Annotated in this window: 22 protein-coding genes and 4 pseudogenes; 11 read left to right on the forward strand and 15 right to left on the reverse strand. The window is 67.0% G+C overall.

The window, feature by feature from the left end; translation table 11 throughout:
• Positions 1-2 precede the first annotated feature (2 nt).
• Genes KSF81_RS25045 through KSF81_RS25055 form a run of 3 tightly spaced genes read right to left on the reverse strand, consistent with a single transcriptional unit; the run spans position 3 to position 2,358 of the window.
• Positions 3-1,403 (reverse strand): IS30 family transposase, encoded by a 1,401-nt coding sequence (locus KSF81_RS25045; RefSeq protein ID WP_217378041.1) that lies wholly within the window; start codon positions 1,401-1,403, stop codon positions 3-5.
• The gene (locus KSF81_RS25050; protein WP_254453369.1) at positions 1,334-2,026 is read right to left on the reverse strand and encodes an IS3 family transposase; all 693 of its coding nucleotides are present in this window, start codon (positions 2,024-2,026) and stop codon (positions 1,334-1,336) included. The genes KSF81_RS25045 and KSF81_RS25050 overlap by 70 nt, the downstream gene beginning before the upstream one ends.
• On the reverse strand, positions 2,023-2,358 hold the full coding sequence (locus KSF81_RS25055; RefSeq protein WP_256444243.1) for a transposase: 336 nt from the start codon (positions 2,356-2,358) through the stop codon (positions 2,023-2,025). Before KSF81_RS25055 ends, KSF81_RS25050 begins: the two co-directional genes overlap by 4 nt.
• Here KSF81_RS25055 and KSF81_RS25060 point away from each other — a divergent pair.
• Positions 2,240-2,977: an IS630 family transposase gene (locus tag KSF81_RS25060; RefSeq protein WP_254453739.1), complete on the forward strand. Its 738-nt coding sequence runs from the start codon at positions 2,240-2,242 to the stop codon at positions 2,975-2,977. The genes KSF81_RS25055 and KSF81_RS25060 overlap by 119 nt on opposite strands.
• A 608-nt stretch (positions 2,978-3,585) precedes the next feature.
• Positions 3,586-4,929 (forward strand): site-specific integrase, encoded by a 1,344-nt coding sequence (locus tag KSF81_RS25065; protein ID WP_217381290.1) that lies wholly within the window; start codon positions 3,586-3,588, stop codon positions 4,927-4,929.
• 119 nt (positions 4,930-5,048) lie between these two features.
• Here the strand turns inward: KSF81_RS25065 and KSF81_RS25070 are convergent, their stop codons facing one another.
• Positions 5,049-5,630 carry a hypothetical protein gene (locus KSF81_RS25070; protein WP_217381291.1) on the reverse strand — a complete coding sequence of 194 codons (582 nt, stop codon included), beginning with the start codon at positions 5,628-5,630 and terminating at the stop codon, positions 5,049-5,051.
• 16 nt (positions 5,631-5,646) lie between these two features.
• Positions 5,647-6,120, reverse strand: coding sequence for a hypothetical protein (locus KSF81_RS25075; RefSeq protein WP_217381292.1), 474 nt, complete (start codon positions 6,118-6,120; stop codon positions 5,647-5,649).
• 213 nt (positions 6,121-6,333) lie between these two features.
• Between KSF81_RS25075 and KSF81_RS25080 the strand changes: the two genes are divergently transcribed.
• From KSF81_RS25080 to KSF81_RS25090, 3 genes are read left to right on the forward strand one after another with little or no spacing between them, the layout of a single operon-like run.
• A complete protein-coding gene (locus KSF81_RS25080; RefSeq protein WP_217381293.1) occupies positions 6,334-6,573 on the forward strand; it encodes a type II toxin-antitoxin system Phd/YefM family antitoxin in 240 nt (79 codons plus the stop codon).
• Positions 6,573-7,019 (forward strand): PIN domain-containing protein, encoded by a 447-nt coding sequence (locus KSF81_RS25085; RefSeq protein ID WP_217381294.1) that lies wholly within the window; start codon positions 6,573-6,575, stop codon positions 7,017-7,019. The genes KSF81_RS25080 and KSF81_RS25085 overlap by 1 nt, the downstream gene beginning before the upstream one ends.
• 8 nt (positions 7,020-7,027) lie before the next feature.
• Positions 7,028-7,825 carry a hypothetical protein gene (locus tag KSF81_RS25090; protein ID WP_254453740.1) on the forward strand — a complete coding sequence of 266 codons (798 nt, stop codon included), beginning with the start codon at positions 7,028-7,030 and terminating at the stop codon, positions 7,823-7,825.
• A gap of 356 nt (positions 7,826-8,181) precedes the next feature.
• On the opposite strand, the gene istB is transcribed toward KSF81_RS25090, so the two are convergent.
• The 3 genes and pseudogenes from istB to KSF81_RS25105 all read right to left on the reverse strand — a co-directional run bounded on the left by istB (position 8,182) and on the right by KSF81_RS25105 (position 11,760).
• Positions 8,182-9,027, reverse strand: a complete 846-nt coding sequence (gene istB / locus KSF81_RS25095; RefSeq protein WP_305801257.1) for an IS21-like element helper ATPase IstB — start codon at positions 9,025-9,027, stop codon at positions 8,182-8,184.
• A gap of 14 nt (positions 9,028-9,041) precedes the next feature.
• A pseudogene (locus KSF81_RS25100) lies at positions 9,042-10,055 on the reverse strand (Mu transposase domain-containing protein); the annotation flags it as partial.
• Between the two features lie 43 nt (positions 10,056-10,098).
• The gene (locus KSF81_RS25105) at positions 10,099-11,760 is read right to left on the reverse strand and encodes an ISL3 family transposase (RefSeq protein WP_217380068.1); all 1,662 of its coding nucleotides are present in this window, start codon (positions 11,758-11,760) and stop codon (positions 10,099-10,101) included.
• A gap of 128 nt (positions 11,761-11,888) precedes the next feature.
• Here KSF81_RS25105 and KSF81_RS25110 point away from each other — a divergent pair, with 128 nt between their 5' ends.
• Together KSF81_RS25110 and KSF81_RS25115 are read left to right on the forward strand one after the other, a co-directional pair.
• The gene (locus KSF81_RS25110) at positions 11,889-12,224 is read left to right on the forward strand and encodes a transposase (protein WP_256444243.1); all 336 of its coding nucleotides are present in this window, start codon (positions 11,889-11,891) and stop codon (positions 12,222-12,224) included.
• On the forward strand, positions 12,221-12,904 hold the full coding sequence (locus KSF81_RS25115; RefSeq protein WP_254453373.1) for an IS3 family transposase: 684 nt from the start codon (positions 12,221-12,223) through the stop codon (positions 12,902-12,904). Before KSF81_RS25110 ends, KSF81_RS25115 begins: the two co-directional genes overlap by 4 nt.
• On the opposite strand, the pseudogene KSF81_RS25120 reads toward KSF81_RS25115, so the two are convergent.
• Positions 12,804-14,205: pseudogene (locus tag KSF81_RS25120) on the reverse strand (IS30 family transposase). The gene KSF81_RS25115 and the pseudogene KSF81_RS25120 sit on opposite strands and share 101 nt — an antisense overlap.
• 2 nt (positions 14,206-14,207) lie before the next feature.
• Here KSF81_RS25120 and KSF81_RS25125 point away from each other — a divergent pair.
• Positions 14,208-14,543, forward strand: a pseudogene (locus tag KSF81_RS25125) (transposase); the annotation flags it as partial.
• Positions 14,544-14,556: 13 nt separating this feature from the next.
• Here KSF81_RS25125 and KSF81_RS25130 read toward each other — a convergent pair.
• The 5 genes from KSF81_RS25130 to KSF81_RS25150 all read right to left on the reverse strand — a co-directional run bounded on the left by KSF81_RS25130 (position 14,557) and on the right by KSF81_RS25150 (position 20,492).
• The gene (locus tag KSF81_RS25130; protein ID WP_254453741.1) at positions 14,557-14,769 is read right to left on the reverse strand and encodes a transposase; all 213 of its coding nucleotides are present in this window, start codon (positions 14,767-14,769) and stop codon (positions 14,557-14,559) included.
• A gap of 94 nt (positions 14,770-14,863) precedes the next feature.
• Complete coding sequence (locus tag KSF81_RS25135; RefSeq protein ID WP_217381296.1) at positions 14,864-16,309, reverse strand: hypothetical protein; 1,446 nt, start codon at positions 16,307-16,309, stop codon at positions 14,864-14,866.
• A gap of 38 nt (positions 16,310-16,347) precedes the next feature.
• A complete protein-coding gene (locus tag KSF81_RS25140; protein WP_217381297.1) occupies positions 16,348-18,486 on the reverse strand; it encodes a hypothetical protein in 2,139 nt (712 codons plus the stop codon).
• Positions 18,483-19,628 carry a hypothetical protein gene (locus KSF81_RS25145; protein ID WP_217381298.1) on the reverse strand — a complete coding sequence of 382 codons (1,146 nt, stop codon included), beginning with the start codon at positions 19,626-19,628 and terminating at the stop codon, positions 18,483-18,485. The genes KSF81_RS25140 and KSF81_RS25145 overlap by 4 nt, the downstream gene beginning before the upstream one ends.
• A 75-nt stretch (positions 19,629-19,703) precedes the next feature.
• A complete protein-coding gene (locus tag KSF81_RS25150) occupies positions 19,704-20,492 on the reverse strand; it encodes a hypothetical protein (RefSeq protein WP_217381299.1) in 789 nt (262 codons plus the stop codon).
• Positions 20,493-20,869: 377 nt separating this feature from the next.
• Between KSF81_RS25150 and KSF81_RS32480 the strand changes: the two are divergent.
• Positions 20,870-21,436 (forward strand): annotated as a pseudogene (locus KSF81_RS32480) (hypothetical protein); the annotation flags it as partial.
• A gap of 164 nt (positions 21,437-21,600) precedes the next feature.
• The gene (locus KSF81_RS32485) at positions 21,601-21,852 is read left to right on the forward strand and encodes a helix-turn-helix transcriptional regulator (protein ID WP_375293378.1); all 252 of its coding nucleotides are present in this window, start codon (positions 21,601-21,603) and stop codon (positions 21,850-21,852) included.
• An 88-nt stretch (positions 21,853-21,940) separates the two neighbouring features.
• On the opposite strand, the gene KSF81_RS32490 is transcribed toward KSF81_RS32485, so the two are convergent.
• A complete protein-coding gene (locus KSF81_RS32490) occupies positions 21,941-22,285 on the reverse strand; it encodes a transposase (RefSeq protein WP_375293354.1) in 345 nt (114 codons plus the stop codon).
• A gap of 221 nt (positions 22,286-22,506) precedes the next feature.
• On the opposite strand from KSF81_RS32490, the gene KSF81_RS25165 reads away from it, so the two are divergent.
• Positions 22,507-24,102 carry an ABC transporter substrate-binding protein gene (locus KSF81_RS25165; RefSeq protein WP_217381302.1) on the forward strand — a complete coding sequence of 532 codons (1,596 nt, stop codon included), beginning with the start codon at positions 22,507-22,509 and terminating at the stop codon, positions 24,100-24,102.
• Positions 24,103-24,108: the final 6 nt, after the last annotated feature.

The following is a 24,108-nucleotide window of genomic DNA, read 5'->3' on the forward strand; positions in this document are numbered from 1 at the left end:
GCTCAACTGGTCGTCGCAACGCCTGCCTGAGCCGATCGCAGCGCCTCGTCAAGCGCTTCGGCTGGCGTTCTCCAGCCGAGCGTCTTGCGAGGCCTGCCATTGAGCGCCGCAGCCACGGCCGCGAGGTCATCGGCGCCGTGCGCGCTCAGGTCAGTCCCCTTCGGGAAGTACTGCCGCAGCAGCCCGTTGGTGTTCTCGTTCGTGCCACGCTGCCACGGGCTGTGCGGCTCGCAGAAGTACACCTGCACGCCGGTGTCGATCCGCAGCCGGGCGTGCTCGCTCATCTCCGCCCCCTGGTCCCAGGTCAGCGACCGGCGCAGCGCCTCCGGCAGGGTGGTGATCATGCGGGTGATGGCGTCGCGCACCGCTTCCGCCCCATGCCCGGCCAGCGCCGGGCCGTTCTTGACGCGCGTTCCCTCTCCATGACCCGGCATGCGGGGCAGGTGCAGCAGCATCGTGAACCGCGTCGTGCGCTCCACCAGGGTGCCGATTGCTGAGCTGCCAAGGCCAAGGATGAGGTCTCCCTCCCAATGCCCCGGCACGGCCCGGTCGTCCGCCTCCGCCGGGCGCTGGCTGATCAGCACCTCGGGCGCGACATGCGACTTGCCGCGCCCCCGGCTCCGCGCCCGCGGCACGCGCAGCGCCCGCCCGGTTCGCAGGCAGGCCGTCAGCTCGCGGCGCAGCGCGCCGCGGCCCTGGACGTAGAGCGACTGGTAGATGGCCTCATGGCTGATCCGCATCGCACCATCGCCAGGAAAGTCGAGCCGCAGCCGCCGCGAGATCTGCTGCGGGCTCCATCCTCTCGCCCAGCGCCGAGGCTGCCTCGGTCCATGCCGCCGGCCCTTCCACGGCACCGCCGGTCCGGGCACCGTAGCCCCGCCTGGAGAGACCACGGCACCCGCCAGCCGATCTTGCACATACGCCCTCAGCGCCGGGTGCGTCACCAGCTTCGCCGGCTTCGGACGCCGCGCCGCCCGCTCAGCATGCCACTGCGCCGTCGTGGCCCTGTACTCCAGGTTGCCGCTGCGCGTGGCCGCATTGCGCCGTAGCTCGCGCGAGACCGTCGATGCCGCCCGTCGCAGCCGCCGGGCAACCTCTCGCACTCCACAGCCCTGGGCTCGCAGCAGCGCAATCTCCTCGCGCTCCGCAAACAACAGGTATCGTCCCGAAGGCGGCTTTGACGACCGCCCGAGCGTCGATGGTGGCATCCCGCCCGCCTCCCGAAACCAGCGGGACCCAACCGCCTCCGACACCCCCACGCCGATCGCCGCGTCCCAGCTCGACTGTCCCGCCGCAATCAACGTCCAGAAGCGCCGCTGGTCCTCACGCCGGGCTACTCCCGGGCGGCCTGGCGAAGGAGACTTCGCCCGCAAAGCCCGATCCGAACGCCGCCGACCCGCCATCGCAACCACCCTCCGCCTTGGTGTTGCGACGACCACTTGAATCCACCTTGCGACCCCTGATCCGAGTGGTGAATGACGCCGCGCGGCCGGCGTTGGCCGACGGCCATGTCGAGCGCATCGAGCACCAGCTCGGTGCGGAGATGGTTGGCGGTAGCCCAGCCAACGACCTTGCGGCTCCAGACATCGAGCACGACGGCGAGGTAGAGGAAGCCGGCTGCCGTGGGAATGAACGTGATGTCTGCGACCCATAGCTGGTTGGGACCGCTGGCCGTGAAGTTGCGGTCGACCAGGTCCGGCGCCGGCCTGCTGCTGTCGTCACGGCGGGTTGTCACCGGTCCGCCGCGGCGATGGCTGGCACCGACCAGCCCGGTGCTGCGCATGAGCCGTGCAATGCGCTTGCGGCCGTGCCGGATACCGGCAGAGCGCAGGGCGGCATGCACCGTAAGCGCGGCGTAGGTCTGGCGCGAGGTCGCGTGCACGGTGCGGATCCGCCGCAGCAGCGCCGCATCCTCCTCGGCACGGGCCGACAGAGGCCGACCGAGCCAAGCGTAGTAGCCGGCGCGCGAGACGCCGAGCAGGCGGGCCATCCGGGCGATCGGGAAGGAGGCCTGGTTTGCCTTCATGAACTCGAAGACCCGGACGGGATCGTCCCGGTCTCGCGGGCAAACCAGGCCGCCGCTCGAGAGAGAATGTCGCGCTCCTGGCGCAGCTGCTTGTTCTCGCGCCTGAGCCGCGCGAGCTCCTCGCGCTCGGTGGCATTCAGGCCGGTCTCGGCGGGGGCAGGTTTCACCTCACGCCGACCCTCCTGCCGGTCGGCAGAAGCCACCCAGTTCCGAATGGCCTGGGCGGAGGGTTCGAACTCGCGGGCAAGGTCGGCCGGGTCGCGTCCGGCACGGACCAGCTCGACCATTTGGCGCCGGAACTCCGGCGCGTACGCAGGATGGGTTTTGGGCATTGGGGGACACCTCACGCGAAAGCTTCGTGGATGTCCACCGAGACGGGGCAAACCCAACCCGGCGATTGCCGCCCGGGCCAAAGCCGAGGGTGGCGTTGTCTTCTGGGGTGATGAGACCGGCCTGCGCTCTGATGACGTGCGCGGCCGCAGCTACGCGCCCCGGGGCCGCACGCCAGAGGTGCGGGTCAACCACAAGCGGGCCAACCTCGGCCTGATCTCGGCGGTGACCAACAAGGGCGAGCTGCGCTGGATGGTGCTGGACGGCGCCATCACGGCACCGGACCTGCTCCGCTTCCTCGCCCGTCTGGTCCGGGATGCCGGCCAGAAAGTCGTCCTCATCCTCGACCGCCTGCCGGTCCATCGCTCGGCCAAGGTCCGCGCCTGGCTTGTCGGGCGGGAGGCCGAGATCGAGGTGTTCTACCTCCCCGGCTACAGCCCCGAACTCAATCCGGACGAGGGCGTCAACGGCGACCTGAAGCAGGCGGTCACCCGCCAGGAGCCGGCACGCAGCAAGGTGCAGCTCAAGCGTGCCGCCATCGGCCACATGCGCAAGCTGTCGAAGCTACCCGATCGCGTCCGCAGCTTCTTCGGGCATAGGACCTTTCGCTACGCTGCATAGCCCAAGATTACCCAGGCCGGATCAATAATGGGACAGCCATCCAGCCATTCAGCGTGATGTTGTGCGGCATGGCTTCATCCTCCCGCACCGATGAAGCCGGTCGTGCCCGGTGCGAATGGGACTGAAGTTCGTCGCCGATCCTCGCCCAATCAGCCGAAACACGGCCGCGCGCTTAGCCCATGCTTGCGGTGCTCTGATTCCCCGACGATCGCTCGGCATGGAGAACCAAATGCTCACCCTCGACCTGCCCACCGAACCCTATTGGCTCGACCTGCCGCGCGGCGTCCGCGTGGAAATTCGCCCCGTCACCACCGCCGTCATGGCCGCCGCCCAGGCCTGGCTCCGCCCGTCGCCTCGGCGCGCTGCGGATCACCGAGGCCGACCTCGACCCCGACATGGCCCGCGGCCTGGCCTTCGCCTTCCTGGGGAGTGGTTATACTTGAGATCTAGATTGCTTGGATTTGCGTTCGTTTGAGATATCCGACGCATAACCAGATTTATCATTTGCCTGTTAAAAAAACGACTTGCTGACATCTGCGCTCTCCGGTTACCCCGTCGTGACCCCAGATTTTGGGGGCTGCATCTCGAACCCAGAGCAGAGGCCAGGCATGCCCGCACCACGCACCCGCATCGGGCTCCGCGAAATCCGCGCGATGTCCCCCAACGAGACCATCTTCGACGGCGGCACCGGCTCGGTGCCCGGCTTCGGTGCGAGGCGTCGCGCCGGGCAGCACGTCAGCTACTTCATCATGTACCGCACCCGGGACGGCCGGCAGCGCCGCTACACCATCGGCACCCACGGCGCGCCCTGGACGCCGGACGCGGCCCGCGCCAAGGCGCAGCAAGTGCTGGTGGCGGCCAGGATCGAGGGTGCGGATCCCCAGGCAGACAAGAAGGCGAAGCGCTCGGCCGCAACCATCGGCGAACTCTGCGACATGTACATGCAGGATGCCGAGGCCGGGCGGCTACTGACCCGGCGCGGGATCGCCAAGAAGCCCTCGACGTTGCTGACCGATCGCAGTTTCATCGAGGCCCACATCAAGCCGCTGCTCGGCCGGATGAAGGTGCCTGCGGTGACACGCGAGGATGTCGAGCACTTCATGCACCAAGTCGCCGAAGGTGCGACCAGGAGGCGGGTGAAGACCAATAAGAAGGGTGACCTCTCCAACGTTCGCGGCGGCAGGGGTGTGGCGTCACGCACCGTGGGGCTGCTCGGCGGGATCTTCACCTATGCGCAGCGCAAGCGGATGGTCACCGAGCATCCGGTGCGGGGCGTGATCCGCTATGCCGATCGCCAGAAAGAGCGGCGCCTGTCCGACGAGGAGTACGCTGCCCTTGGCCGCGGGCTCGCCGCTGCTGCCGAACTGCCAAAGCCGCGGGATGACGGTAAGGCGCCACGTACGCCGCGGTGGCCGGCGACCATCCAGGTGGCCCGCTTCCTGGCGCTCACCGGCTGGCGCACCGGCGAGGCGCTGACGTTGCGGTGGGCGATGCTCGACCTGCCCCGCCGCACGGCCCGTCTCCCCGACACCAAGACGGGCGAGAGCCTCCGGCCGCTCTCGATGGCTGCCTGCGATTTGCTGCGGCAGATTGGCCCTGGTCATGCAGCAGCGCTGGTGTTCCCGCCCGCGCGTGGAGACGGGAAGATGAGCAGCTTCCCCAAGCTGTTCGGGCGGATCGTCCGGCCGGCCGGCCTGCCGCGAGACATCACACCGCACGTCCTTCGGCATTCCTTCGCCAGCTTGGCCGCTGACCTGGGCTGCTCGGAACTGGCGATCGCGGCGCTGCTCGGCCATCGCAGCGGCAGCATCACTGCGCGCTACACCCATGTCGCCGATGACGTGCTGCTGTCGATCGCCGACCGGGTGGCCGCGGCGACGCTGCGGAAGATGGCGGGGGAAGGCAGCGTCGAGGTTTTGGCGGGACCGGGCGTGCTGAAGGGGGTGGCGTGACACAGTCAGCCGCCAGCCTTCGCTGCTCGCATTTTCACGTCATGCGCCGCCAATACCGGGGGTTAGCATAGGGGTCACAGGGAGGATGCGCGGGATGGCGGCGGCGCCGTTCGCGCGTCTCAATCGCCGAGGCTCTCGTGCGCCTCCGCCGGGTCGACGCCGATGCTCTTCGCAATTGAGGTTCCGTCGGCCGTTTCGAAGCGACCCCAGGAGTCCGTTCCGCCGCCTTCGGCCTCGTAGTCGGCCCGAAGGTTGGAGAGGGACGAATGCTGCGTTCCGCGGTCAAGGTTCTCCACAATGATCCGTTCATGCTCATCCAGCCGGATCGCCCCGGCGACCCGGCCGCGGTCCTTGCGCCCCGCCTTCTTGGCCAGAGGCAGCCATATGAGAAGGCATCGGCCCGGCTCGTTGCGCAGGCGTTCGGTGAGCGGCTTGCGGAAGGCACCCCTGTAGCGGATGGTGCGCTGCCTCCCCGCCGTCGCCGCTTTAGCGGAAACTTTCGCCGCGTCCCGGCGGGAGCGGCTGTCAGCTGTCGCAGATTCCGCGAGTTCAGCCAGACGGCGGTCGCAGGCCTCGACCACCTCCAGCGCATTCCGTTCAGCCGCGTTCTGCCGCTGCACCTTTAGCGTTTTCGGAGCGGTGTTGGCCGCAATGGCCGCGAAAATCTTGTCGAGGCTCTTGGACTGCGGTGTGTTCTGCATCGGGAATCCCTCCGGGTCAGTCGTGGCCGATGATCTTGATAGCGGACACGGGTGCGTCGAAAGTCGCCGCGAGGCGACGCTTCGCTTCAGCGAGGGTCAGAGTGATGGCGATAGGCGCTACGGGCTCTTTGCCGGCCTCGTTCGGCAGGGTATCGGCATTGGTTTCGCCGTGTTGGCCCACTGCGTCGGAAACCACAGCGCCTTTGCCGTCGGCTGATTGAGAAGGGAAGACGATCTTCGGGCCGCCGAGCCTAGTGATCGCGGCCGAGACCGCGGCGGCGGAACGGCGGGGATCGCGGTCACCTGTCCGCATCTGCCGAATTGAGTTGAGGGTGACGCCCGACTCTTCAGAGATGCGCTTCATAATGACGGGTAGATCCCAGCCCGTCGTGTCCTGAATACCTTTGATCCCCAAGCCAAAGAGCTGGGCGGCATACTTGTGGACGCAGGATTTGCTCTCGTAGTCGACGTCGGCGTAGGGGCGCATCATGGGATTCCTTGTTCGATTTGTGAGCCACCCGTTACCATTCTAGATAACTTATTTTCAAGGCTAAAGGCGCAAAATTAAGCGATAAGAATGCTAATTCTCTCTCGCATGCGTCCGCAGTCCGCCCATCCCGGCCGTTCCAGGGCATTTTGTAGACTGGAGCCGTGCCCCATTTCTCCCTATATGACCACTGTGGTCACATAGGGGTGTCGCGCCATGCGCGAGGTTCAATTACGCGATGCCAAGGCCAGCTTCTCGGCGGTGGTCGATCAGGCGGCCAAGGGCGAATGCACAGTCGTCACCCGGCACGGTGCGCCGGTGGCCGTGGTCCTCGGTTATGACGAATGGCAGCGGCTCAGAGGTGCGAAGCCGAGCCTGGCCGATCTGCTGCTCGCCTTCCCGGAGGGCGGCGACCTCCAGCGCGATCGCACGCCGGCCCGCGATCTCGGGCTGTGATGGCCGGCTACCTTCTCGACACGAACCTGATCTCCGCGACCGCGCCGGATCGGCGCGACGTGTTGCCGCCGGAGAAGGCGGCTGCCCGCGCATGGATCGTGGCCCAGCAGTCGAGCCTGTTCCTTCCCGTCACCGCTGTGGCCGAGATTGCCGCAGGCATCGGCGAGCGTGAGGCGAGCGGTGCCAGCCGGCACGCGCGGGATCTGGCCGAGTGGTTGGCCGCGGTGCTGACGAACTATCCGGACCGCGTGCTGCCTTTCGACACCGAGGCCGCGCTGCAGGCGCGACAACTCCAGCACCAGGCTCGCCTGCGGGGGGTGACGCCCGGCTTCGCGGACTTGACGGTGGCCTGCATCGCTCGTGCACGGGGACTCATCGTGGCGACGCGCAACACCCGCGACTTCGTGCCCATGGGGGTCGAGGTCGCCAATCCCTTCGAGGCGTAGACGCCAGCATGGAACTGACAAGCGAAATACTGCCCGCCGGCCGCGCCAAAGCCACCCGGAAAAAAGGAAGCAAAGTGCCCAGGACAACGCTTCCGGACGGGCTCGACGCGCTCAGGGTCGAGGTGGAGTTGGGCGACGTTATGCGCCTCATCGAGCGCACGGCCCGCTGGGTCGATCCTGCGACCTTCCAGCTATTGCCGCTCTGGTACCCTGAATATGCGCGGAAAGGTCTATTCTACAAAAGCAACTGGTCCGTCGAACAACTCAACAAAGGCACGCACAAGCAAGAGGGGAATCTCGGCGCCAACAAAGCACTGACGCATGCGCTCGGATTGCGTTCCGACGACAGACCGAACTGGTCGTGCTGTCATGTCTGGGGTGTCGATGACGCGCGGTACCAATCACTGAATTTGGTCGTGCAAGACCATCGGTTCTTCTCGTGCGTCGGCAACATGGTGTTGCTGCCGACCCCGCTGAAAGCCTTCACCGACACGGTGCCGGAGGTAAAGGCCATGCTCCGAATCTGTGCACGCGCCCTCTACGGCTGGCATTGCGATCACGAAAGCCTCTCCGAGACGGTGGCCACAATCAATCAATGGGGTGACTGGGATGCCTACCCCGCGAGTTGGCCGCGGGTCATCGGTGAGGCGAAGGTGCCTCCAGGCGTAGTGGCGCTCGACGACGGAATTCGCAAAGACGCCACACGACGACTGGCGCGGATTCGGAAGGACATGGTTGATGCTGGTCCGTACTATCCGCGCCACGCCGTCCGCGAAGCGATGGCGTACTGGAAAATTGAGGTCTGAATTCGATGGGGGCCCGCCTTCTCCAAGCCGCAAGGGAAGCTGCCGCCATGGCGCGCGGTGACGCAGTGCCCGGCGGCGTCATTCATGCCGCGCCCGCAAAGGCGCCTAAGAGCCTATCCCGGTAGGGCATGTCGCCAGGTGATGATGGCGAGTGCGAAGTGGAGCTGCGCGAGGTAGTTGCTGGGTTTCTTGGCCCAGCGGATCAGGATCGAGCGGAACCGATGGAGCTGTCAACGGCGGAGCAAAACCAGGCCAGCGCGGCGGAGTAAAACCAAGCCATTGATGGCGGAGCGGCAGCAGACCTCGCCGGGCCCCGATCGGGGCCCGGCGAGGTCTGTGGCTGGATCCTTCGGTGGTTAGCTGGGCAGGATCTCGCCGGTGTCGCGGTCCATTTGCTGACCTGCAGCGGCGTCGGCTGGTGCTGTCTTGGCCGGCGGGCGGCGCCGGGCGGTGGACTGGGCCAGGCGGTAACTCTCGCCGTTCATGCTCAGGATATGGACATGGTGGGTGAGCCGGTCGAGCAAGGCGCCGGTGAGACGCTCCGAGCCGAGCACCGTAGTCCATTCCTCGAACGGCAGGTTTGAGGTGACGATGGTGGAGCCGTATTCGTAGCGCTGGCTGAACACCTCGAACAGCAACTCCGCCCCGGTCGGCGACAGCGGTACGTAGCCAAGCTCGTCGATGATCAGCAGCTTGGCAGCCTGCAGGTCACGCTGGAGCCTGAGCAGGCGCCTCTCGTCGCGTGCTTCCATCAGCTGGTGAACCAACTGGGCCGCCGTGGTGAACACGACGTTGAACCCCCTCTGGCAGGCGGCCAGGCCGAGGCCCAGGGCGATGTGGCTCTTGCCGGTGCCGCTGTTGCCGAGCGCGATGATGTTCTCACGCCGCAGGATGTACTCGCAGCGCGCCAGCTCGAGGACCAGCATCTTGTTGAGGCTGGGAATGGCGGTGAACACGAAGCTGTCCAGGCTCTTGGTCGCCGGGAACCGCGCCTGGCGGATCCGCCGCTCGACCAGGCGCCGCTCGCGGTCGATCAACTCCAGCTCGAGGAGGCGCAGCAGGTAGCGGGGGTGGTCAACGCCGTCGCGGGCGCATTCGCGGGCCACCTTGTCGTATTCGCGCAGCACCGTCGGCAGCCGGAGCTGCTTGAGATGATGCGCCAGCAGGACCTGTGGCGTCCCCTGGCTGGTGCCATGCGGCATGGCATCGGCTGCGGTCATGCCGCCTGCTCCTGCAGCAGCGCAGCGTAGTCCGCGGCCCGGGTCATGCGCACGTCGGTGCCCGGCAGATAGGGATAGGCGGTCAGGTCGAGCCTGGCCGGACGCCGCTCGATCCGCGCCAGGACGATCTGCCGGACCGCGTCAAAGCCGATGGCGCCGAGATGGATGGCCTCGGCCACCGCGGCAGCCACCACCTCCTTGGCGGCGATCTCCAGCAGCCGCAGGACCTGGATGAACTCCCGCTTGCCGCGGTTGCCCATACGCGCCTCCAGCAGCTGGCGGAGGTGCTGGAAGGCCGGTGGCAAAGCCCAGCCCTGGAGGGCCGCCGCCTGGTCGAGCGCGCCCGGCTTGGTTTCGAGCAGCGCCAGGTAGTGCAGCGGGTCGTAGACGAACTCGCCGTGGCCATAGGAGCGAGCGTGGCGGGCGATCGGCGCGCCGTCGCACAGGATCACCACCGCGTCGACGAAGCCCTTCACCAGCACCGTCTGGAACCCATGCGCGGTCGGCACCGAGTAGCCATTGCCGCGATAGCGGACCAGGGCAGTGGACGACACCCGCGCGCTGATCGTCTCGCAGGGCTCCAGGGCAACACCCGGCAGGTGCTGCAGCGCCGCCAGATCCGCTGCCAGACGCGTGCCGATCGTCTCGGCATGCCGGCCCGCCCGGTCGGACTGCCGCAGCCGGCAGCGCTCCGCCAGCATGGCGTTGAGCGCCTCGTAGCTAGCGGCGATCGGCACCGGAGTGAGGAAGTTAGAGCGGGCAAACTTCACCAGCCCCTCCACCTTGCCTTTGTCGTTCCCCTTGCCGGGCCGGCCAAACCGGTCCTGGAACAGGTAATGGCTGACCAGGCCGGTGAAGGCTCGCGTCCGCTCGCGCTTGCCGTCGCCGCAGATCCTGGCCACCGCGATCTTGAGATTGTCGTAGAGGATCGACAGCGGCACGCCGCCGAAGAAGGCGAAGGACGACACGTGCCCGTCGAGGAACGCCTCGGTCGTCTCGCGCGGGTAGGCTGGGTTTGCCCCGTCTCGGTGGCTCTTCCGCAGGAAGCGTGGTTCAAGCGGCGAGGAGCACGCGGCGCCTGAGGAGATCGAAGCTGCTGCGTCCGAAGGTCTGGCGCTTCAACATCTTCAGCTTGCCTACCTGTCCCTCCGTTTGTCCGCTGCTCCATGAAGTAGTGAGAGCGGCTTTCACCGCCGCCCCGTCCTGTTGAAGGCTGGCGGCAAAGGTGGTGATGGCGGCCACACCGCTCCTCCTGGCGTCCCGGAGCCAGCCGTCGAGGGTGGTAATCGGTGCGCCGCACCGCGTCTTGGCGCTGACACAGCAGCTACGCAGGAGGTCTGCGAGCCGGCGGACCAGCCCGGCGACGGTGGCAGCTTCGGCGTCCTGCTCCAAGCGGGCGATGGCCGCAGCTTCCTCCTCGCTGAGCTGGTCCCTCGGCCGCGTCAGATACCAGGCGAGTTGCTTCGGCGAGGGGAGCGCCGGTGCACTGTCATCCCCAGGAGATGGCGCGGCCGGCAGCGCTCCTCCTGCGCGCTGTGGCGTGTGTTTCGAGCGTGTCGTTCGTCGCGGGCCCAGCCAGCGGTGGACCTGTCTCGCCGTTCCGCGGAATCCGCGGTCACGCAGTTCGCGCCACAGCGCCATCGCGTTCTCGCATCCGGTCGCAAGTCGTGCCTCCAGGTGGTCGAGGTAGGGATCCAGAATACTGGGACCGGGAGGCCGGACCGCCCGCTCCGGAAAGCTCTCGGCATCGGCGAACTTCCGCACCGTCCCGCGAGCCAGCCTCATGCGGCGGCTGATGGTGAGCAGCGGTTCGCCGGCCGCGATGCGGCGCCGAACCTCATCGTAGAGCGCCTTCCAGCGCGCCCGGCTATCGGCGCTGGCCGCCCGCTCGGCCTGGCTGCGTGGGAACGCGCTCGTCCGCCGCGCCGGGCCAGGCGGCCGACGCGGGATGGGCGGCAGGCGCCGGAGCCTGCCATGCACCCCGGCCAGCCAGCGCTCGGCCATCTGCCGAAGGTTCAGCAGCAGGTGCCAGCGATCGGCAACCTGCACGGCCCGGGGCGCCCCGAGCCCAATGCCGCGGGCGTACTCGGTCGAGCGGTCACGCGCGACGATCCGGATCCCGCGATGGCGCCGGAGCCAGTCGGTCAGCGTCGGGGCACTCCGGTCCGGCAGCAGGTCGATGACGCGATGCCGCTCCAGGTCAACCAGGATCGTCCCATAGGTCTGGCCCTTGCGCCGGGCCCAGTCGTCAACACCAAGCACATGCGGAGCCTGGCAACGCGGCAGGGGCAAGCGGCGCACCAGGCGCAGCACCGTGTCGCCGCTGGTCGGCATCCCAATTTGCTGCAGCATGCGCGCGCCCGCCTTGCCACCCATGGCAACGCCAACCCGTCCCTGCGCCGTCGCCAGCCGGTCAGTGCGCTGCGCCCGCGGCGCGATCAGGCTGGGCAGTCGCTCAACAAAGGTCCGCCGCGAGCATGCCGGATTGCGGCAGTACAGGCGCCTCACCTGAAGTTGGAGGCGTACCTGGCGGCCAAGGCAGGGCAGGTCGGCAGGGTGCCGAACCGTGCGGCTGTGGACAGCATGGCTCGCCTCACCACAATCCGGACAATGGCCGTTCCGCTGCCGAGCCTCAGCAGCGATTTGGATGTTGCTCGCGTCCGGGTGGGTGACCTCCCGGATGCGGCATCCTGGCAGGAGATAAAGGTCCGTCATTCCGAATATTACCGCCCGGCCGGCGGCGCCGCAGCTAGCCGCAGCGCACCGGCCAGCACCAACCACGCTTCCTGCGGAAGAGCCGTCTCGGTGGACATCCACGAAGCTTTCGCGTGAGGTGTCCCCCAATGCCCAAAACCCATCCTGCGTACGCGCCGGAGTTCCGGCGCCAAATGGTCGAGCTGGTCCGTGCCGGACGCGACCCGGCCGACCTTGCCCGCGAGTTCGAACCCTCCGCCCAGGCCATTCGGAACTGGGTGGCTTCTGCCGACCGGCAGGAGGGTCGGCGTGAGGTGAAACCTGCCCCCGCCGAGACCGGCCTGAATGCCACCGAGCGCGAGGAGCTCGCGCGGCTCAGGCGCGAGAACAAGCAGCTGCGCCAGGAGCGCGACATTCTCTCTCGAGCGGCGGCCTGGTTTGCCCGCGAGACCGGGACGATCCCGTCCGGGTCTTCGAGTTCATGAAGGCAAACCAGGCCTCCTTCCCGATCACCCGGATGGCCCGCCTGCTCGGCGTCTCGCGCGCCGGCTACTACGCTTGGCTCGGTCGGCCTCTGTCGGCCCGTGCCGAGGAGGATGCGGCGCTGCTGCGGCGGATCCGCACCGTGCACGCGACCTCGCGCCAGACCTACGCCGCGCTTACGGTGCATGCCGCCCTGCGCTCTGCCGGTATCCGGCACGGCCGCAAGCGCATTGCACGGCTCATGCGCAGCACCGGGCTGGTCGGTGCCAGCCATCGCCGCGGCGGACCGGTGACAACCCGCCGTGACGACAGCAGCAGGCCGGCGCCGGACCTGGTCGACCGCAACTTCACGGCCAGCGGTCCCAACCAGCTATGGGTCGCAGACATCACGTTCATTCCCACGGCAGCCGGCTTCCTCTACCTCGCCGTCGTGCTCGATGTCTGGAGCCGCAAGGTCGTTGGCTGGGCTACCGCCAACCATCTCCGCACCGAGCTGGTGCTCGATGCGCTCGACATGGCCGTCGGCCAACGCCGGCCGCGCGGCGTCATTCACCACTCGGATCAGGGGTCGCAACCCAGGCTCAACTGGTCGTCGCAACGCCTGCCTGAGCCGATCGCAGCGCCTCGTCAAGCGCTTCGGCTGGCGTTCTCCAGCCGAGCGTCTTGCGAGGCCTGCCATTGAGCGCCGCAGCCACGGCCGCGAGGTCATCGGCGCCGTGCGCGCTCAGGTCAGTCCCCTTCGGGAAGTACTGCCGCAGCAGCCCGTTGGTGTTCTCGTTCGTGCCACGCTGCCACGGGCTGTGCGGCTCGCAGAAGTACACCTGCACGCCGGTGTCGATCCGCAGCCGGGCGTGCTCGCTCATCTCCGCCCCCTGGTCCCAGGTCAGCGACCGGCGCAGCGCCTCCGGCAGGGTGGTGATCATGCGGGTGATGGCGTCGCGCACCGCTTCCGCCCCATGCCCGGCCAGCGCCGGGCCGTTCTTGACGCGCGTTCCCTCTCCATGACCCGGCATGCGGGGCAGGTGCAGCAGCATCGTGAACCGCGTCGTGCGCTCCACCAGGGTGCCGATTGCTGAGCTGCCAAGGCCAAGGATGAGGTCTCCCTCCCAATGCCCCGGCACGGCCCGGTCGTCCGCCTCCGCCGGGCGCTGGCTGATCAGCACCTCGGGCGCGACATGCGACTTGCCGCGCCCCCCGGCTCCGCGCCCGCGGCACGCGCAGCGCCCGCCCGGTTCGCAGGCAGGCCGTCAGCTCGCGGCGCAGCGCGCCGCGGCCCTGGACGTAGAGCGACTGGTAGATGGCCTCATGGCTGATCCGCATCGCACCATCGCCAGGAAAGTCGAGCCGCAGCCGCCGCGAGATCTGCTGCGGGCTCCATCCTCTCGCCCAGCGCCGAGGCTGCCTCGGTCCATGCCGCCGGCCCTTCCACGGCACCGCCGGTCCGGGCACCGTAGCCCCGCCTGGAGAGACCACGGCACCCGCCAGCCGATCTTGCACATACGCCCTCAGCGCCGGGTGCGTCACCAGCTTCGCCGGCTTCGGACGCCGCGCCGCCCGCTCAGCATGCCACTGCGCCGTCGTGGCCCTGTACTCCAGGTTGCCGCTGCGCGTGGCCGCATTGCGCCGTAGCTCGCGCGAGACCGTCGATGCCGCCCGTCGCAGCCGCCGGGCAACCTCTCGCACTCCACAGCCCTGGGCTCGCAGCAGCGCAATCTCCTCGCGCTCCGCAAACAACAGGTATCGTCCCGAAGGCGGCTTTGACGACCGCCCGAGCGTCGATGGTGGCATCCCGCCCGCCTCCCGAAACCAGCGGGACCCAACCGCCTCCGACACCCCCACGCCGATCGCCGCGTCCCAGCTCGACTGTCCCGCCGCAATCAACGTCCAGAAGCGCCGCTGGTCCTCACGCCGGGCTACTCCCGGGCGGCCTGGCGAAGGAGACTTCGCCCGCAAAGCCCGATCCAAACGCCGCCGACCCGCCATCGCAACCACCCTCCGCCTTGGTGTTGCGACGACCACTTGAATCCACCCAATATACGTCCCTGGCGTTCGGCAAGCGCTGCAGAGAAGCCGGCATCCGGCCGTCCATGGGTTCCGTCGGCGACGCCTATGACAATGCCCTGTGCGAGAGCTTCTTCGCCATCCTGGAATGCGAGTTGCTCGCGCGACGCCGCTTCGCCTCCCACGCCGAAGCGCGCATGGCAACCTTCAGCTTCATCGAGGCCTGGTACAACCCAGCCAGGCTCCATTCATCGCTGGGCTACCGATCGCCCATGACCTACGAAAAAGAGGAGCATCAAGCCGCCACAGCAGACCCGTAATCAACCAAGCCCATCAACTGTCCACCAGAGCGGGACAAACCCAAACCCAGTTCCAGTTGCCGAACTCGGCCGGAAGGGCACGCCAGGTGACGTTGTGGACCGTGAAGTAGTGCAGCGCCTCGAGGAAGCGTCGGTCGTTGCGCCCCTTGTCGCCGCGCCGGGATTGGGCCGCCCGAAACACCTCAAGCACCACCTCCCAGTCCCGCTCCGTCATCCGCGTCAGCATGTCGGTCCCCCAAAAACCGACACGCCATGAAGCACCGATCAGCCAATCCGGGAATCCAGCCCGCTTTCAACTTCCCGGAATCCGTCCACACGGCCTAGTCCTGCAGCATCATGATCCGGCGATGGACCTCGCGGCCGGATTCGCCAAAATCCGACTGCAACGTCCTCCCCTGCGCCACCAGGAACGCGACCAGCGTCAGCTTGCCCAACGTGACGCCTTCCACGAAGGCGTCCTCCAGCCGTTTCCGAGCGTTGGCCTGGAGAAATCCATAGGCCTCGGTCCTTTCGACCAGCTGGTCGATGACGCGGCGCGCGTAGTAACTTACCTTGTTACTGGTGGCTAACGTGGAGAGGTATCCGTTCCAGGTGTCTGGGGTGAAGTCCTTGGGGTTAGGATCAAAATTGTCGAGAGCGACTGGTTGACCGGCATTGTCGAAATCGAAGTTGTTCACTTGCAGCTCGAAATTCTCACCATCCTTCAAGGGACGAAGACGGTCCCCGTTGCTCACCACGATGTCGAACACGGCCATCTTGCCAAAGCGCCGGAAGTTTCGTTTGACGAAGAGCCCCTGGTGAATTGCGAGGAGGCCGGCCGCGCGTGCGTCGGCGGGGCCCTTGTTGAGGGCGTTCAACTGGTCCTGAACGTTGGGCCGACCTGGCTTGTATTCGATCTTGCAAAGCAATGATCCGGTGGGTGGGCTGAGAACCCTTATGCAATCCAGGAGCTCTCCATGCGCCGGTAGCTTGGGCGGCGGGTATTCGGGATCTGATGGGACGTACGTCGCACCGTTCCGTACATGCGCGCCCTTGATCGCGGTGATGTCGCCCGCATCGGCCAGTACGTTCGCGGCAGTTCCGTCGAAGACGTGGCTGGCGAGGAAGTTGGTGCAGCCGAACCTGTCGACGTTCTGGGAGATTTCGAACTTCAAGGCCGCGCGCTGGCCGCGGGCGTTTGTCGCGATCCAGACCTTGTTGTGAACCTGCTGCAGGTGATTCATCCCCCAATCCTTGATCGGCAGGGTCACGTCCAGCGCCACTTTGTTGGTGGCCCTCAATCCCCATTGGTAGAAGTTGCGTGCCTCCTGGCCGTGCTGCGGCCGTATCTTCAACAGGAAGCAGACCCTGCCGAAGCCCGACCCTGTGCCGTCATTGGCGATCGCCGAGGGGCGCATGAAGAAGACCTCGAGCTCGCCTCCTCCCAGGCTCCAGTTCGACGTCGCAGTGAAGCTAGCCGGCGGCTTGAACCCTTTCGCGGACGCGACCTGCGCGATGTCGTTCAAGGTCTTCGCCAAGACCAGGGACAGTCCTTGTCCGTTGGCAAGCCGGTCGATGACGCTGCCAGCGCCAGGGTTGGGCAGGTCGACCATTTTGCCGGTCGCCCAACTGAAGCTCCAGGTGCGGGCTAGCGCGTGGAGGTCGGTGAAGGCCTCCCTCTCCTCCTCACTCCAGACCAGGCGGGTTCCGGGCCGGAACACGGTCTTCCGCCGCCAGCCATGTTCGCTCACGCCACGCTTGGGCGTGTCTTCCAACTTCCACTGCATGCTTCGTCCCTCTCCTGCCGGCCGCGTGGGCCTTCGTGCTAACCGTGTTTCAGCCGGTCGCGGATGCGGGAATCGATGGCGGCGGCCTGGGCCCGGAAAGCCGCCGCCCGGTCCGTCCATGATTTCACGGTGCCGAAATCCACCAGCGCGGCGAACGCCGTGGTGGGGAACGGGCGTATGTTTCTGGCCAGTTCCTGCAGGCCCCCGTGCAGCGCTTCCCAGAAGGCGGAGAAGCCCATGGACTGCTTCTCGGGCGTCTTGTCGGGGCCGAACAGCACCGGATTGAGCCATTTCAGGAAGTCCAGCGCCGTCGCATCCAAGCCCGACTGGCCTTCCAGCGCCGCGAACTCGGCCGCGATCAGGGCGCTGTCTCCTCCCCACGTGTCCTTCCAGCCGGCCGCATCCTCGACCAACTCTTCCAAGCTCGCCTGGCGCGTCTCCGGCTCGCGGTCGAGCGCGGGGAACACCGTGGCGATCGCGGCGAGCGAGGCGGCTGCATGGCCAAGGTTCTGCATGCTTTTGTCGACCACCAGGCCCAAGTGCTTCCGCAGCACCTTCCGCGCTTCAAGGTTGGGGTGCGCCAGAGCCGCCTCCACCGCCTTCTCTAGCAGCGCCGTGAACAGCGCCGGGTTGAGCGGCGAGGCGAAGGGCTTGAACTGCTTCCTTTCGGTTGCCCAGTCCGGAATGTCGGAATCCGCCGGCATCACGATGCTTGGCGGCAGCGCGTAGCCCGGGTTTTCCTTCAGCGCCGCCGATGCCCTTTCGCAGGCCTGCATCAGCGTCTTCATCCCTGCCACCAGCGCCTCGAGGTCGCTTTTCGGCCTGGTGAATTCGCTGGAATGCTCCACGGCATAGGCCGCGCAATTGTGCACGCGCCTGGCCTTCAGGTAGACGTCGCTGACGAAGCGCATCTTGTCGCGGAACGCCTCGCGCTCGATGTCGATCTCGCCCACGAGGTCCCGGTATCTCGGCGCGTACGCCTCCAGGATCGCGAACAGCGGCACGCCGTGCGTCTTGGCGTGTTCTGGCAGGTCGTCGGCCGCTTTGAGCAGCGCCTCCATTTCCATCTTCACCGCGTCGTTGTCGACCGGCTGGCCCGGGTTCAGCCTGGGCGCAATGGGCTCTAACGGCTTTTTCGGCGCGCGCGCGGGCGGGTTGGCCACCGGCGCCGCACTGCCCCCGCCCCGCCCGCCACCTTCGCTCCTGGCGCTGCCGCCGCTTCGGGGGGCGTGGGTCGGCAGGCCTGCCTCCGCCTTGCGGATCGCCGCACTCTCCGCCTCGGAAAGCACGCCGTCCTCGTCGCCATCCGTGTCGTCGCCGTCCTCGTCGTCGTCGATCGGAACCAGGTCATCCGGCGTCAGGTCCGGCAGGGCAGGACCCGCGCCGCCCCCGCCCCCGCTGCCCCCGCCACCGCCGTCCGTCCGGGGTTCCACCGGCCGGCCGGGCGAGACGGGCACGCTCTTCACCGGCGCGCCGCCCATGCCGGCGTAGATCACCTCCACCGAGTGATGCACCCCGCTAATCGAGGTCCATCGCCCCCAGTCCGACGTGAACGAGGCGTCGGCCGTGATCGGCCCCTTCTTGTAGCCGCCGCCCACAGAGGCCCGGACTTCGTCCAGCGCCTGTTTGGATTCGGCGGTGATCTCGGCCAGCGCGATCAGGTAGCCGCCGCGCACCCAGCCGCTGACGAAGTAGTTGCCGAAGCCGCGGCGGAACTCATCGTCCTTCATGCGGTTGAAGCGCGGTTCGACGCTAAAACCGTCGACCCGGAAGTCGGTGTTCTCGGCGTAGCAGATCACCAGGAAGAACAGGCTGAACTTGTCGACCCTTGACTCGCGCAGGAACTTGCCGACCGTGTTGGCCGAGAACGCGTCGTAGCCCCCGCTCACCTCGGTGCCGAGCTGCAGCATCTCGCGCAGGCTTTCGGTGCTTTCGACCTGCACGATCTTCTTCTGCACCTTCTGGCCGATGTAGGGGCCCATCACGGAATGGCTGCCCAGCGCGGTCACGTCGGCGCAGGCCGAGGACATCGTGGTGCGGGTGACCGTGTCGTAGCCGCTGCCGGAATCCATGCCGGATTCCCACGGCACGCGGATGATGCCGCCCGCGGTGCTGCCGCGCACGGGGCCCGCGATCGGCGGCGCGATAGGCGGCAGGCCGTTCCTGGGGTCGGTCACTTGCCGAACCCCGGCTCGACCTTGCGGATGTCCGTCACGAAGGCGTACTGCACGAACACGTCGCAGTCCTTGATCAGGAGCTCGTACGACCCGACAACGCCCAGCCTTTTGGTCAGCGAAACCGGCGCCGGCCACCCCTTGTCGCCGCCAAGGCCACCCACGCCGGTCATGGATGTGTCCTGCACGGTCTGCAGGTCGAGCGCGATCGCCGACCACAGCCCGGCGACGTTGCCCAGCGCCTCGGCGGCCTGGGCGATCGCCTCCTTCATCCTCTCGAACATCGAATCGATGGTACTGAAGAAGACCGTCACCGCGCTGTACTTGTTGGCCTTGTCGAGCCGGGCGGCCAGCGCCTCCATTTCCAGCTTCGCCACCTTCGCCTGCGTCCCCATCACGCTGGCCATGATCAGCGTGGCGATCACGCCGAACGGCGGCAGCACGAACAGGAACAGGGCCGAGCTGCCTGCGCCGCCGGCCAGGCCCTGCCACTTCACATTGTAGTCGTGGATGTCCTGCTGCAGCTTCGCGATGTAGGCCTTGGTGTCGCCCTTCTCCAGGCCGTGCGCTTCTTCCCAGACATGGATGTCCTTCTCCTGTTCTTCGATCCAGCCTTTATATTTCTTTTGTACCTCGGCCGATGAATCGTAGTCCTCAACGATGTCGGCCTTGAAGGCGAGGATCTTGTCGCGCATCGTCAAGGCCTTCACGCTGTTGGCTTCGGCTGCCTCCTTGAGATCCGACACCATCTCATCGAACTGCGCCTTGAGCACCTGTTGCTCCTCGGCGCTGAGCTTGGCCCAGACCGCCGGCGCCAACTTTTTGCTGTCCTTGCCGATCTGCTCGACCGTGATGATCGAGGCGCGGGCGTAGTCTTTGATGGGCTGCGCCACCTTCAGCATGTCGCCAAGCAGCGGTTCCCACCGGCCGGCGTTCTGCCTTGCGCGGTCCATCAGCGCCGGCACGGTGAGGATGGGCTTCCCCGGCCGGTTTTCGGTGATCATCCCCGGCTGGTCGAGTGGCGGCTCGGGCGCGTTGATGCCGCTGACCGTGCGGGTGTAGGAATACATCGCCTTGACCCACTTGAGATCCAGGAAGGCTTCGGCCTTCTTGCGGACGGCCTCGGCGGAAATGTCTGCGGTCATGCCGGTCCCTCGTCTTCCCTTGATTTAATCATGTACCGACAACGGTCTCAGGCAACGCAACTCGGCCCGGGGCCGTCACTTCGGCTGGTGCAGGGTGGTGAGGTACTCGGTTGCCCCCGCGGCCACCTGCCGGATCGCCGCCAGCGTCAACAGCGGCCGCGACCTGGACAGCGACCATGCCTCGATCCCCTGCCACGTGTTCCTGTCGCCTAGCGTCGCCGCGGCGCTGGCAAGCTCCGCGCCGACCAGCACCCAGGTGCCACGCTGCAGCTGCGCCAGGCGGTCGAGCTCGGCCAGCCACGCCGCCAGCAACCCCAGCGTTCCGGCGCATGCACCGGCGAGCTCTTTCAGCTTCTTCCGCTGCAGCGAGAATTCGCCGGCGCCGGAGCCGAAGCCATACCGCTCGACCGTCAGCAGGAAGCCGCGTCCATGCCACTTCTGAAGCGCAGCCTCGTGGTCGGGGTCCGGCGCCTCGGGCTGTTCCGCGGCAGCGGCGGCGCTGTCGGCGATCGCCCTGCACCTCTCCAACATCGCGGAGGCCGCGTCGCGCTGCGGCGTCATCAGGTGGTCGTTATTCTGGGCGGTGTTCAGGCACGCGGCCTGCAAGCCCCGCATCTCGTCGCAGAGGATGCTTACCTTCATGTATATGTCGGTGAGTTCGTTCATCGCGGTGAAATCCCAGCGCGGCGTTCCGGCCAGCGCCGTCGTTGCGCGTTTCAGCAACCCGGTCGCGGTGCTCGCGCGCTCGGCGATCCCCGCCGCGTCACGCTCGACTCCGTGCAGCGCCAGGATCACAGGATGCGCAAGCGCCCACAGCGGCTCGACTGTGGCGTCCAGCTCCTTCCAGTTGGACGGCTCCTGCATTCGGCCTCTCTGCATTGTGGGGCGGCGGAGCGTGCCGGCATGTGCCGATCGATCACAATGCCGGGGACATGCCATTGCAGGATGCCTGCGGGAAGGCCGATCCGACGGCTAGCGCTAGATTCCTGCCGAACCTGTCCAGGTGCTGCCGAATCTGTCCACGATCCGCCCGTACGTCGGATCCACGCAGGCGTCTCCGCGCTCACGCAACTGGCCGAGCCTGCAACGCGAAGCGCTTGGTTGGCGATGCCCCGACGCCGTGCAAGGCTCGCCCGTCAGTTGAGACCGGTGGGGAGAATGCCGCAGTGCGATCAGACGCGAACGCTATCGATCCGATGGCGCTCAAGATGTTCGACGTCATAGCGACCAGCGATTGCAACATGCTGGACGGCACAACGCGCATAGTCGAGCGCGTCGCACGCCCCAGAACCAGTTATGCCTACCAGGTGCAGGACCGGGCGCTATGGCGGACGAACTTCGACCGGCCAATCTTCACCCTAGCCACCCGCAGCGCCGGCTCGGTCATCGCCGGTCACGCGGAAAGCCGTTTTGCAACCGAGGTGACGATGGACGGCGAGGAAAGCGGCCTGTTCTGCTTCACCATACTGCGGCACGGCAGGATAGCACTTCGCAACGGGCGAGACGAGACCATTGCGATGCCGGGTTGTGGCCTCGCCTTCCGCCCGGGAGCTGATGTCCGGCTGCTGACCAGCGACGGCAATGCGCGCACCAACGTCTTCATCGACGCAGCCGAGGTCGAGGCCGCGCTCGAGCGTCTCCTGGACCAGCACCTTCCGCAGCCGCTGAAATTCAGGCCAGGGCTGGATTGGAGCGGTGGGCTCGCTTCCAGCCTGAAGCGCCAGTTGGAGTTCCTGATGCTGGAGTTCCAGCGACCCGACGGCATCGCCGACAACGCGCTAGCCCTGGCATCGATGACCGACCTGCTGATCGCGCTAATGCTGGCGGGCGCTACGCACAACTACACCGGCGAGATCGAGCGGCGCGGAACGCAGCGTAGCCGGGGGACGGCGGTTCCGGCCTATGTCCGCCGGGCCGAGGCCTTCATGGCCGCGCACTGCCAGGAGCCAATTCCGGAATTCCCCAGGTCGCTATTGCTGCAGGGTGCAGCACCAGGACCCTCAGCGAGGCGTTCCAGAAGTTTCGCGGCAAGACCCCTTTGCAGGGGCTGCATGAAATTCGGCTGGAACAGGCCAGGCGCGCGCTGGCAACCGGGGGCGATGCTGCCTCGTTGGCCCAGGTGGCGCGCCACTGCGGCTTCACCAACTCCGGTCGCTTCAAGGCCGCCTACCAACAGCTGTTCGGACAAACGCCCTCGGAGACGCTTTCGCACAAGTCGCCTTGAGCCTGAGCCCAATGTCGTCGATCCCCCGACGGTCATGCCGGCTGAATTCATTTGTCACGTGAGCGCCCCACGCGGGTGGAGACAGATGTCATCGGGTCCAAGCTGTCTCAGAAGCTGACCGCAACGTTTGGGTGCAGCGTGTCTTTGACTTGGTCCAGCCTGGCGGGGAACAGCGCACACCGACCTTCGAACCGCGAAGATACCACGCAACCCTACCTCGAGGGCAACGACAAATCGAATCCCGGTGCACTCCCTCCGGCACAAAGCCCGATATTGCCGTGGCCACCATTTGCTTACGCCAGGTGTAGAACTGGCCCGCGCTGACGCCGTGGCGGTCCGCCACCGTCTGGACGACCACCCCAGGCTCCAGCGTCTCTCGGACCATCCGCAGCCGCCCCTCCGTCGACCAGTTTCGGCGCCGGACCTCCCGCACCCGAACCTCAACGCCGCGGGCCGCGTGAAGTTTGGAACCGCTCCTACCCCATCAACTCAACCCCGGTGCCGGCTGATGCTTACGATCACACTGGACTTGTGGACGACAAAGTTGTTACACATGCACGGGGGACCATTCCGCCGGACGCGAGTCCCGGGCTTGGCATCAAACCGCGTACGTCCGCCAGTATTCGTCGACACACCCGGACGGACCACACACGCATGAATCGCCGCAGGCTTTTGACAGCCGCCGCCACCACCGCCGTTCTGGCCGCACCGGCCCTGAGCCAAGCCCAGCGTGGCACTGACCCGAGGGTGCTGCGCTTCGTCCCACAGGCCGATCTCACCGCGCTCGACCCGATCTGGACGACCTCCACGGTAACCCACAATCACGCACTCGCTGTCTATGACACGCTCTACTCGATAGACAGCCGCTTCCGCCCGCGGCCCCAGATGGCGGAGGGTCACACCGTTTCCGATGACGGACTTACTTGGCGCATCCGGCTGCGGGAAGGCCTGCGCTTCCACGATGGCGAACCGGTCCGCGCCCAGGACTGCGCGGCAAGCCTCTCGCGCTGGGCACGACGCGACGGCCTCGGTCAAATCCTCAATGCACGCGTGGAGCGCTGGGGTGCGGCGGATGACAGCGTCATCGAGATCCGCCTCACGCGCCCATTCCCCGCCATGCTCGACGCCCTGGGAAAGAGTTTCCCCCAGGTCCCCTTCATGATGCCGGAGCGCATCGCCCGCATGGATCCGAACACGCAGATCACCGAGGTGGTCGGCAGCGGCCCCTACCGTTTCCTGCGCGACGAGTTCGTCTCCGGCAGCCGCGTCGTCTACGCGAAGTTCAACCGCTACGTGCCGCGTTCTGAGCAGTCCGAATGGGGCACCGGCGGCAAGGTGGCGCATTTCGAGCGGATAGAGTGGCGCATCATTCCCGATGCAGCGACCGTAGCCGCCGCCCTGCAGACGGGTGAGGTGGACTGGTGGGAGCAGCCGCCCCCCGATCTGATGCCCGCGCTTGCAGGCCACCGCGGAATCCAGACGCTTGTCACGGACCCCATCGGCCACATGGCATTCCTTCGCTTCAATCACCTCCATGCGCCCTTCAACGACCTGCGCGCGCGACAAGCAGTGGCAGCCGCGCTGAGCCAGGAGGACTACATGCAGGCGATCAACGGCCCAGACCGGTCGTTATGGGAGACCTGCTTCTCGCTGTTTCCCTGCGGCACCGACCACGCGACCTCCGCCGGCGCCGAGCTCATGCAAGGACCGCGCGACCTTGCCCGGGCGCGCGCCATGATTGCCGAGGCAGGGCTGGCGGGCACGCATACGGTGGTGATCAACCCGACAGACGTCGCCGTCATCCGCCCGATGGGCGAGATCACCGCCGACGTGCTGCGCCGTCTGGGGCTTAACGTGGAACTCGCCGCCAGCGACTGGGGCACCGTCGTCCAGCGCCGCGCGAGCCGCGAGCCGCCCGGGCGCGGCGGTTGGAGCGTGTTCCACTCCTTCGGTCAGGCCGGGAACTTTGTGAACCCGGCCGTGAACGTGCTGACACGCGGCCAAGGTGCCAACGGCTGGCCCGGCTGGTACGCGAGCGCGGAGGTCGAAAGGCTGACGAACGAGTGGCTCGACGCGCCAACCCCCCAAGCGCGGCGGGTGATCGCGAACGAGATCGGGCGCGTGGCGAACAGCGATGTCGCAACGATTCCGCTTGGGCGCTTCTTCAGCCATACGGCCTTCCGTCGAACGCTTGAGGGCGTGCTGCCGGGCACGTCGCCCTATTTCTGGAACGTCCGCCGGAACGCCTGACGCGCC

This window comes from Siccirubricoccus sp. G192 (assembly GCF_019084075.1).
Classification (GTDB): domain Bacteria; phylum Pseudomonadota; class Alphaproteobacteria; order Acetobacterales; family Acetobacteraceae; genus G192.

Bases quoted from the DNA above. Each gene is read 5' to 3' on its own strand.
- KSF81_RS25045 (WP_217378041.1), bottom strand. From the start codon at position 1,403: ATGGCGGGTCGGCGGCGTTCGGATCGGGCTTTGCGGGCGAAGTCTCCT.
- KSF81_RS25050 (WP_254453369.1), bottom strand. From the start codon at position 2,026: ATGAAGGCAAACCAGGCCTCCTTCCCGATCGCCCGGATGGCCCGCCTG.
- KSF81_RS25060 (WP_254453739.1), top strand. From the start codon at position 2,240: ATGGCCTGGGCGGAGGGTTCGAACTCGCGGGCAAGGTCGGCCGGGTCG.
- KSF81_RS25055 (WP_256444243.1), bottom strand. From the start codon at position 2,358: ATGCCCAAAACCCATCCTGCGTACGCGCCGGAGTTCCGGCGCCAAATG.
- KSF81_RS25065 (WP_217381290.1), top strand. From the start codon at position 3,586: ATGCCCGCACCACGCACCCGCATCGGGCTCCGCGAAATCCGCGCGATG.
- KSF81_RS25070 (WP_217381291.1), bottom strand. From the start codon at position 5,630: ATGCAGAACACACCGCAGTCCAAGAGCCTCGACAAGATTTTCGCGGCC.
- KSF81_RS25075 (WP_217381292.1), bottom strand. From the start codon at position 6,120: ATGATGCGCCCCTACGCCGACGTCGACTACGAGAGCAAATCCTGCGTC.
- KSF81_RS25080 (WP_217381293.1), top strand. From the start codon at position 6,334: ATGCGCGAGGTTCAATTACGCGATGCCAAGGCCAGCTTCTCGGCGGTG.
- KSF81_RS25085 (WP_217381294.1), top strand. From the start codon at position 6,573: ATGGCCGGCTACCTTCTCGACACGAACCTGATCTCCGCGACCGCGCCG.
- KSF81_RS25090 (WP_254453740.1), top strand. From the start codon at position 7,028: ATGGAACTGACAAGCGAAATACTGCCCGCCGGCCGCGCCAAAGCCACC.
- istB (WP_305801257.1), bottom strand. From the start codon at position 9,027: ATGCCGCATGGCACCAGCCAGGGGACGCCACAGGTCCTGCTGGCGCAT.
- KSF81_RS25105 (WP_217380068.1), bottom strand. From the start codon at position 11,760: ATGACGGACCTTTATCTCCTGCCAGGATGCCGCATCCGGGAGGTCACC.
- KSF81_RS25110 (WP_256444243.1), top strand. From the start codon at position 11,889: ATGCCCAAAACCCATCCTGCGTACGCGCCGGAGTTCCGGCGCCAAATG.
- KSF81_RS25115 (WP_254453373.1), top strand. From the start codon at position 12,221: ATGAAGGCAAACCAGGCCTCCTTCCCGATCACCCGGATGGCCCGCCTG.
- KSF81_RS25130 (WP_254453741.1), bottom strand. From the start codon at position 14,769: ATGCTGACGCGGATGACGGAGCGGGACTGGGAGGTGGTGCTTGAGGTG.
- KSF81_RS25135 (WP_217381296.1), bottom strand. From the start codon at position 16,309: ATGCAGTGGAAGTTGGAAGACACGCCCAAGCGTGGCGTGAGCGAACAT.
- KSF81_RS25145 (WP_217381298.1), bottom strand. From the start codon at position 19,628: ATGACCGCAGACATTTCCGCCGAGGCCGTCCGCAAGAAGGCCGAAGCC.
- KSF81_RS25150 (WP_217381299.1), bottom strand. From the start codon at position 20,492: ATGCAGGAGCCGTCCAACTGGAAGGAGCTGGACGCCACAGTCGAGCCG.
- KSF81_RS25165 (WP_217381302.1), top strand. From the start codon at position 22,507: ATGAATCGCCGCAGGCTTTTGACAGCCGCCGCCACCACCGCCGTTCTG.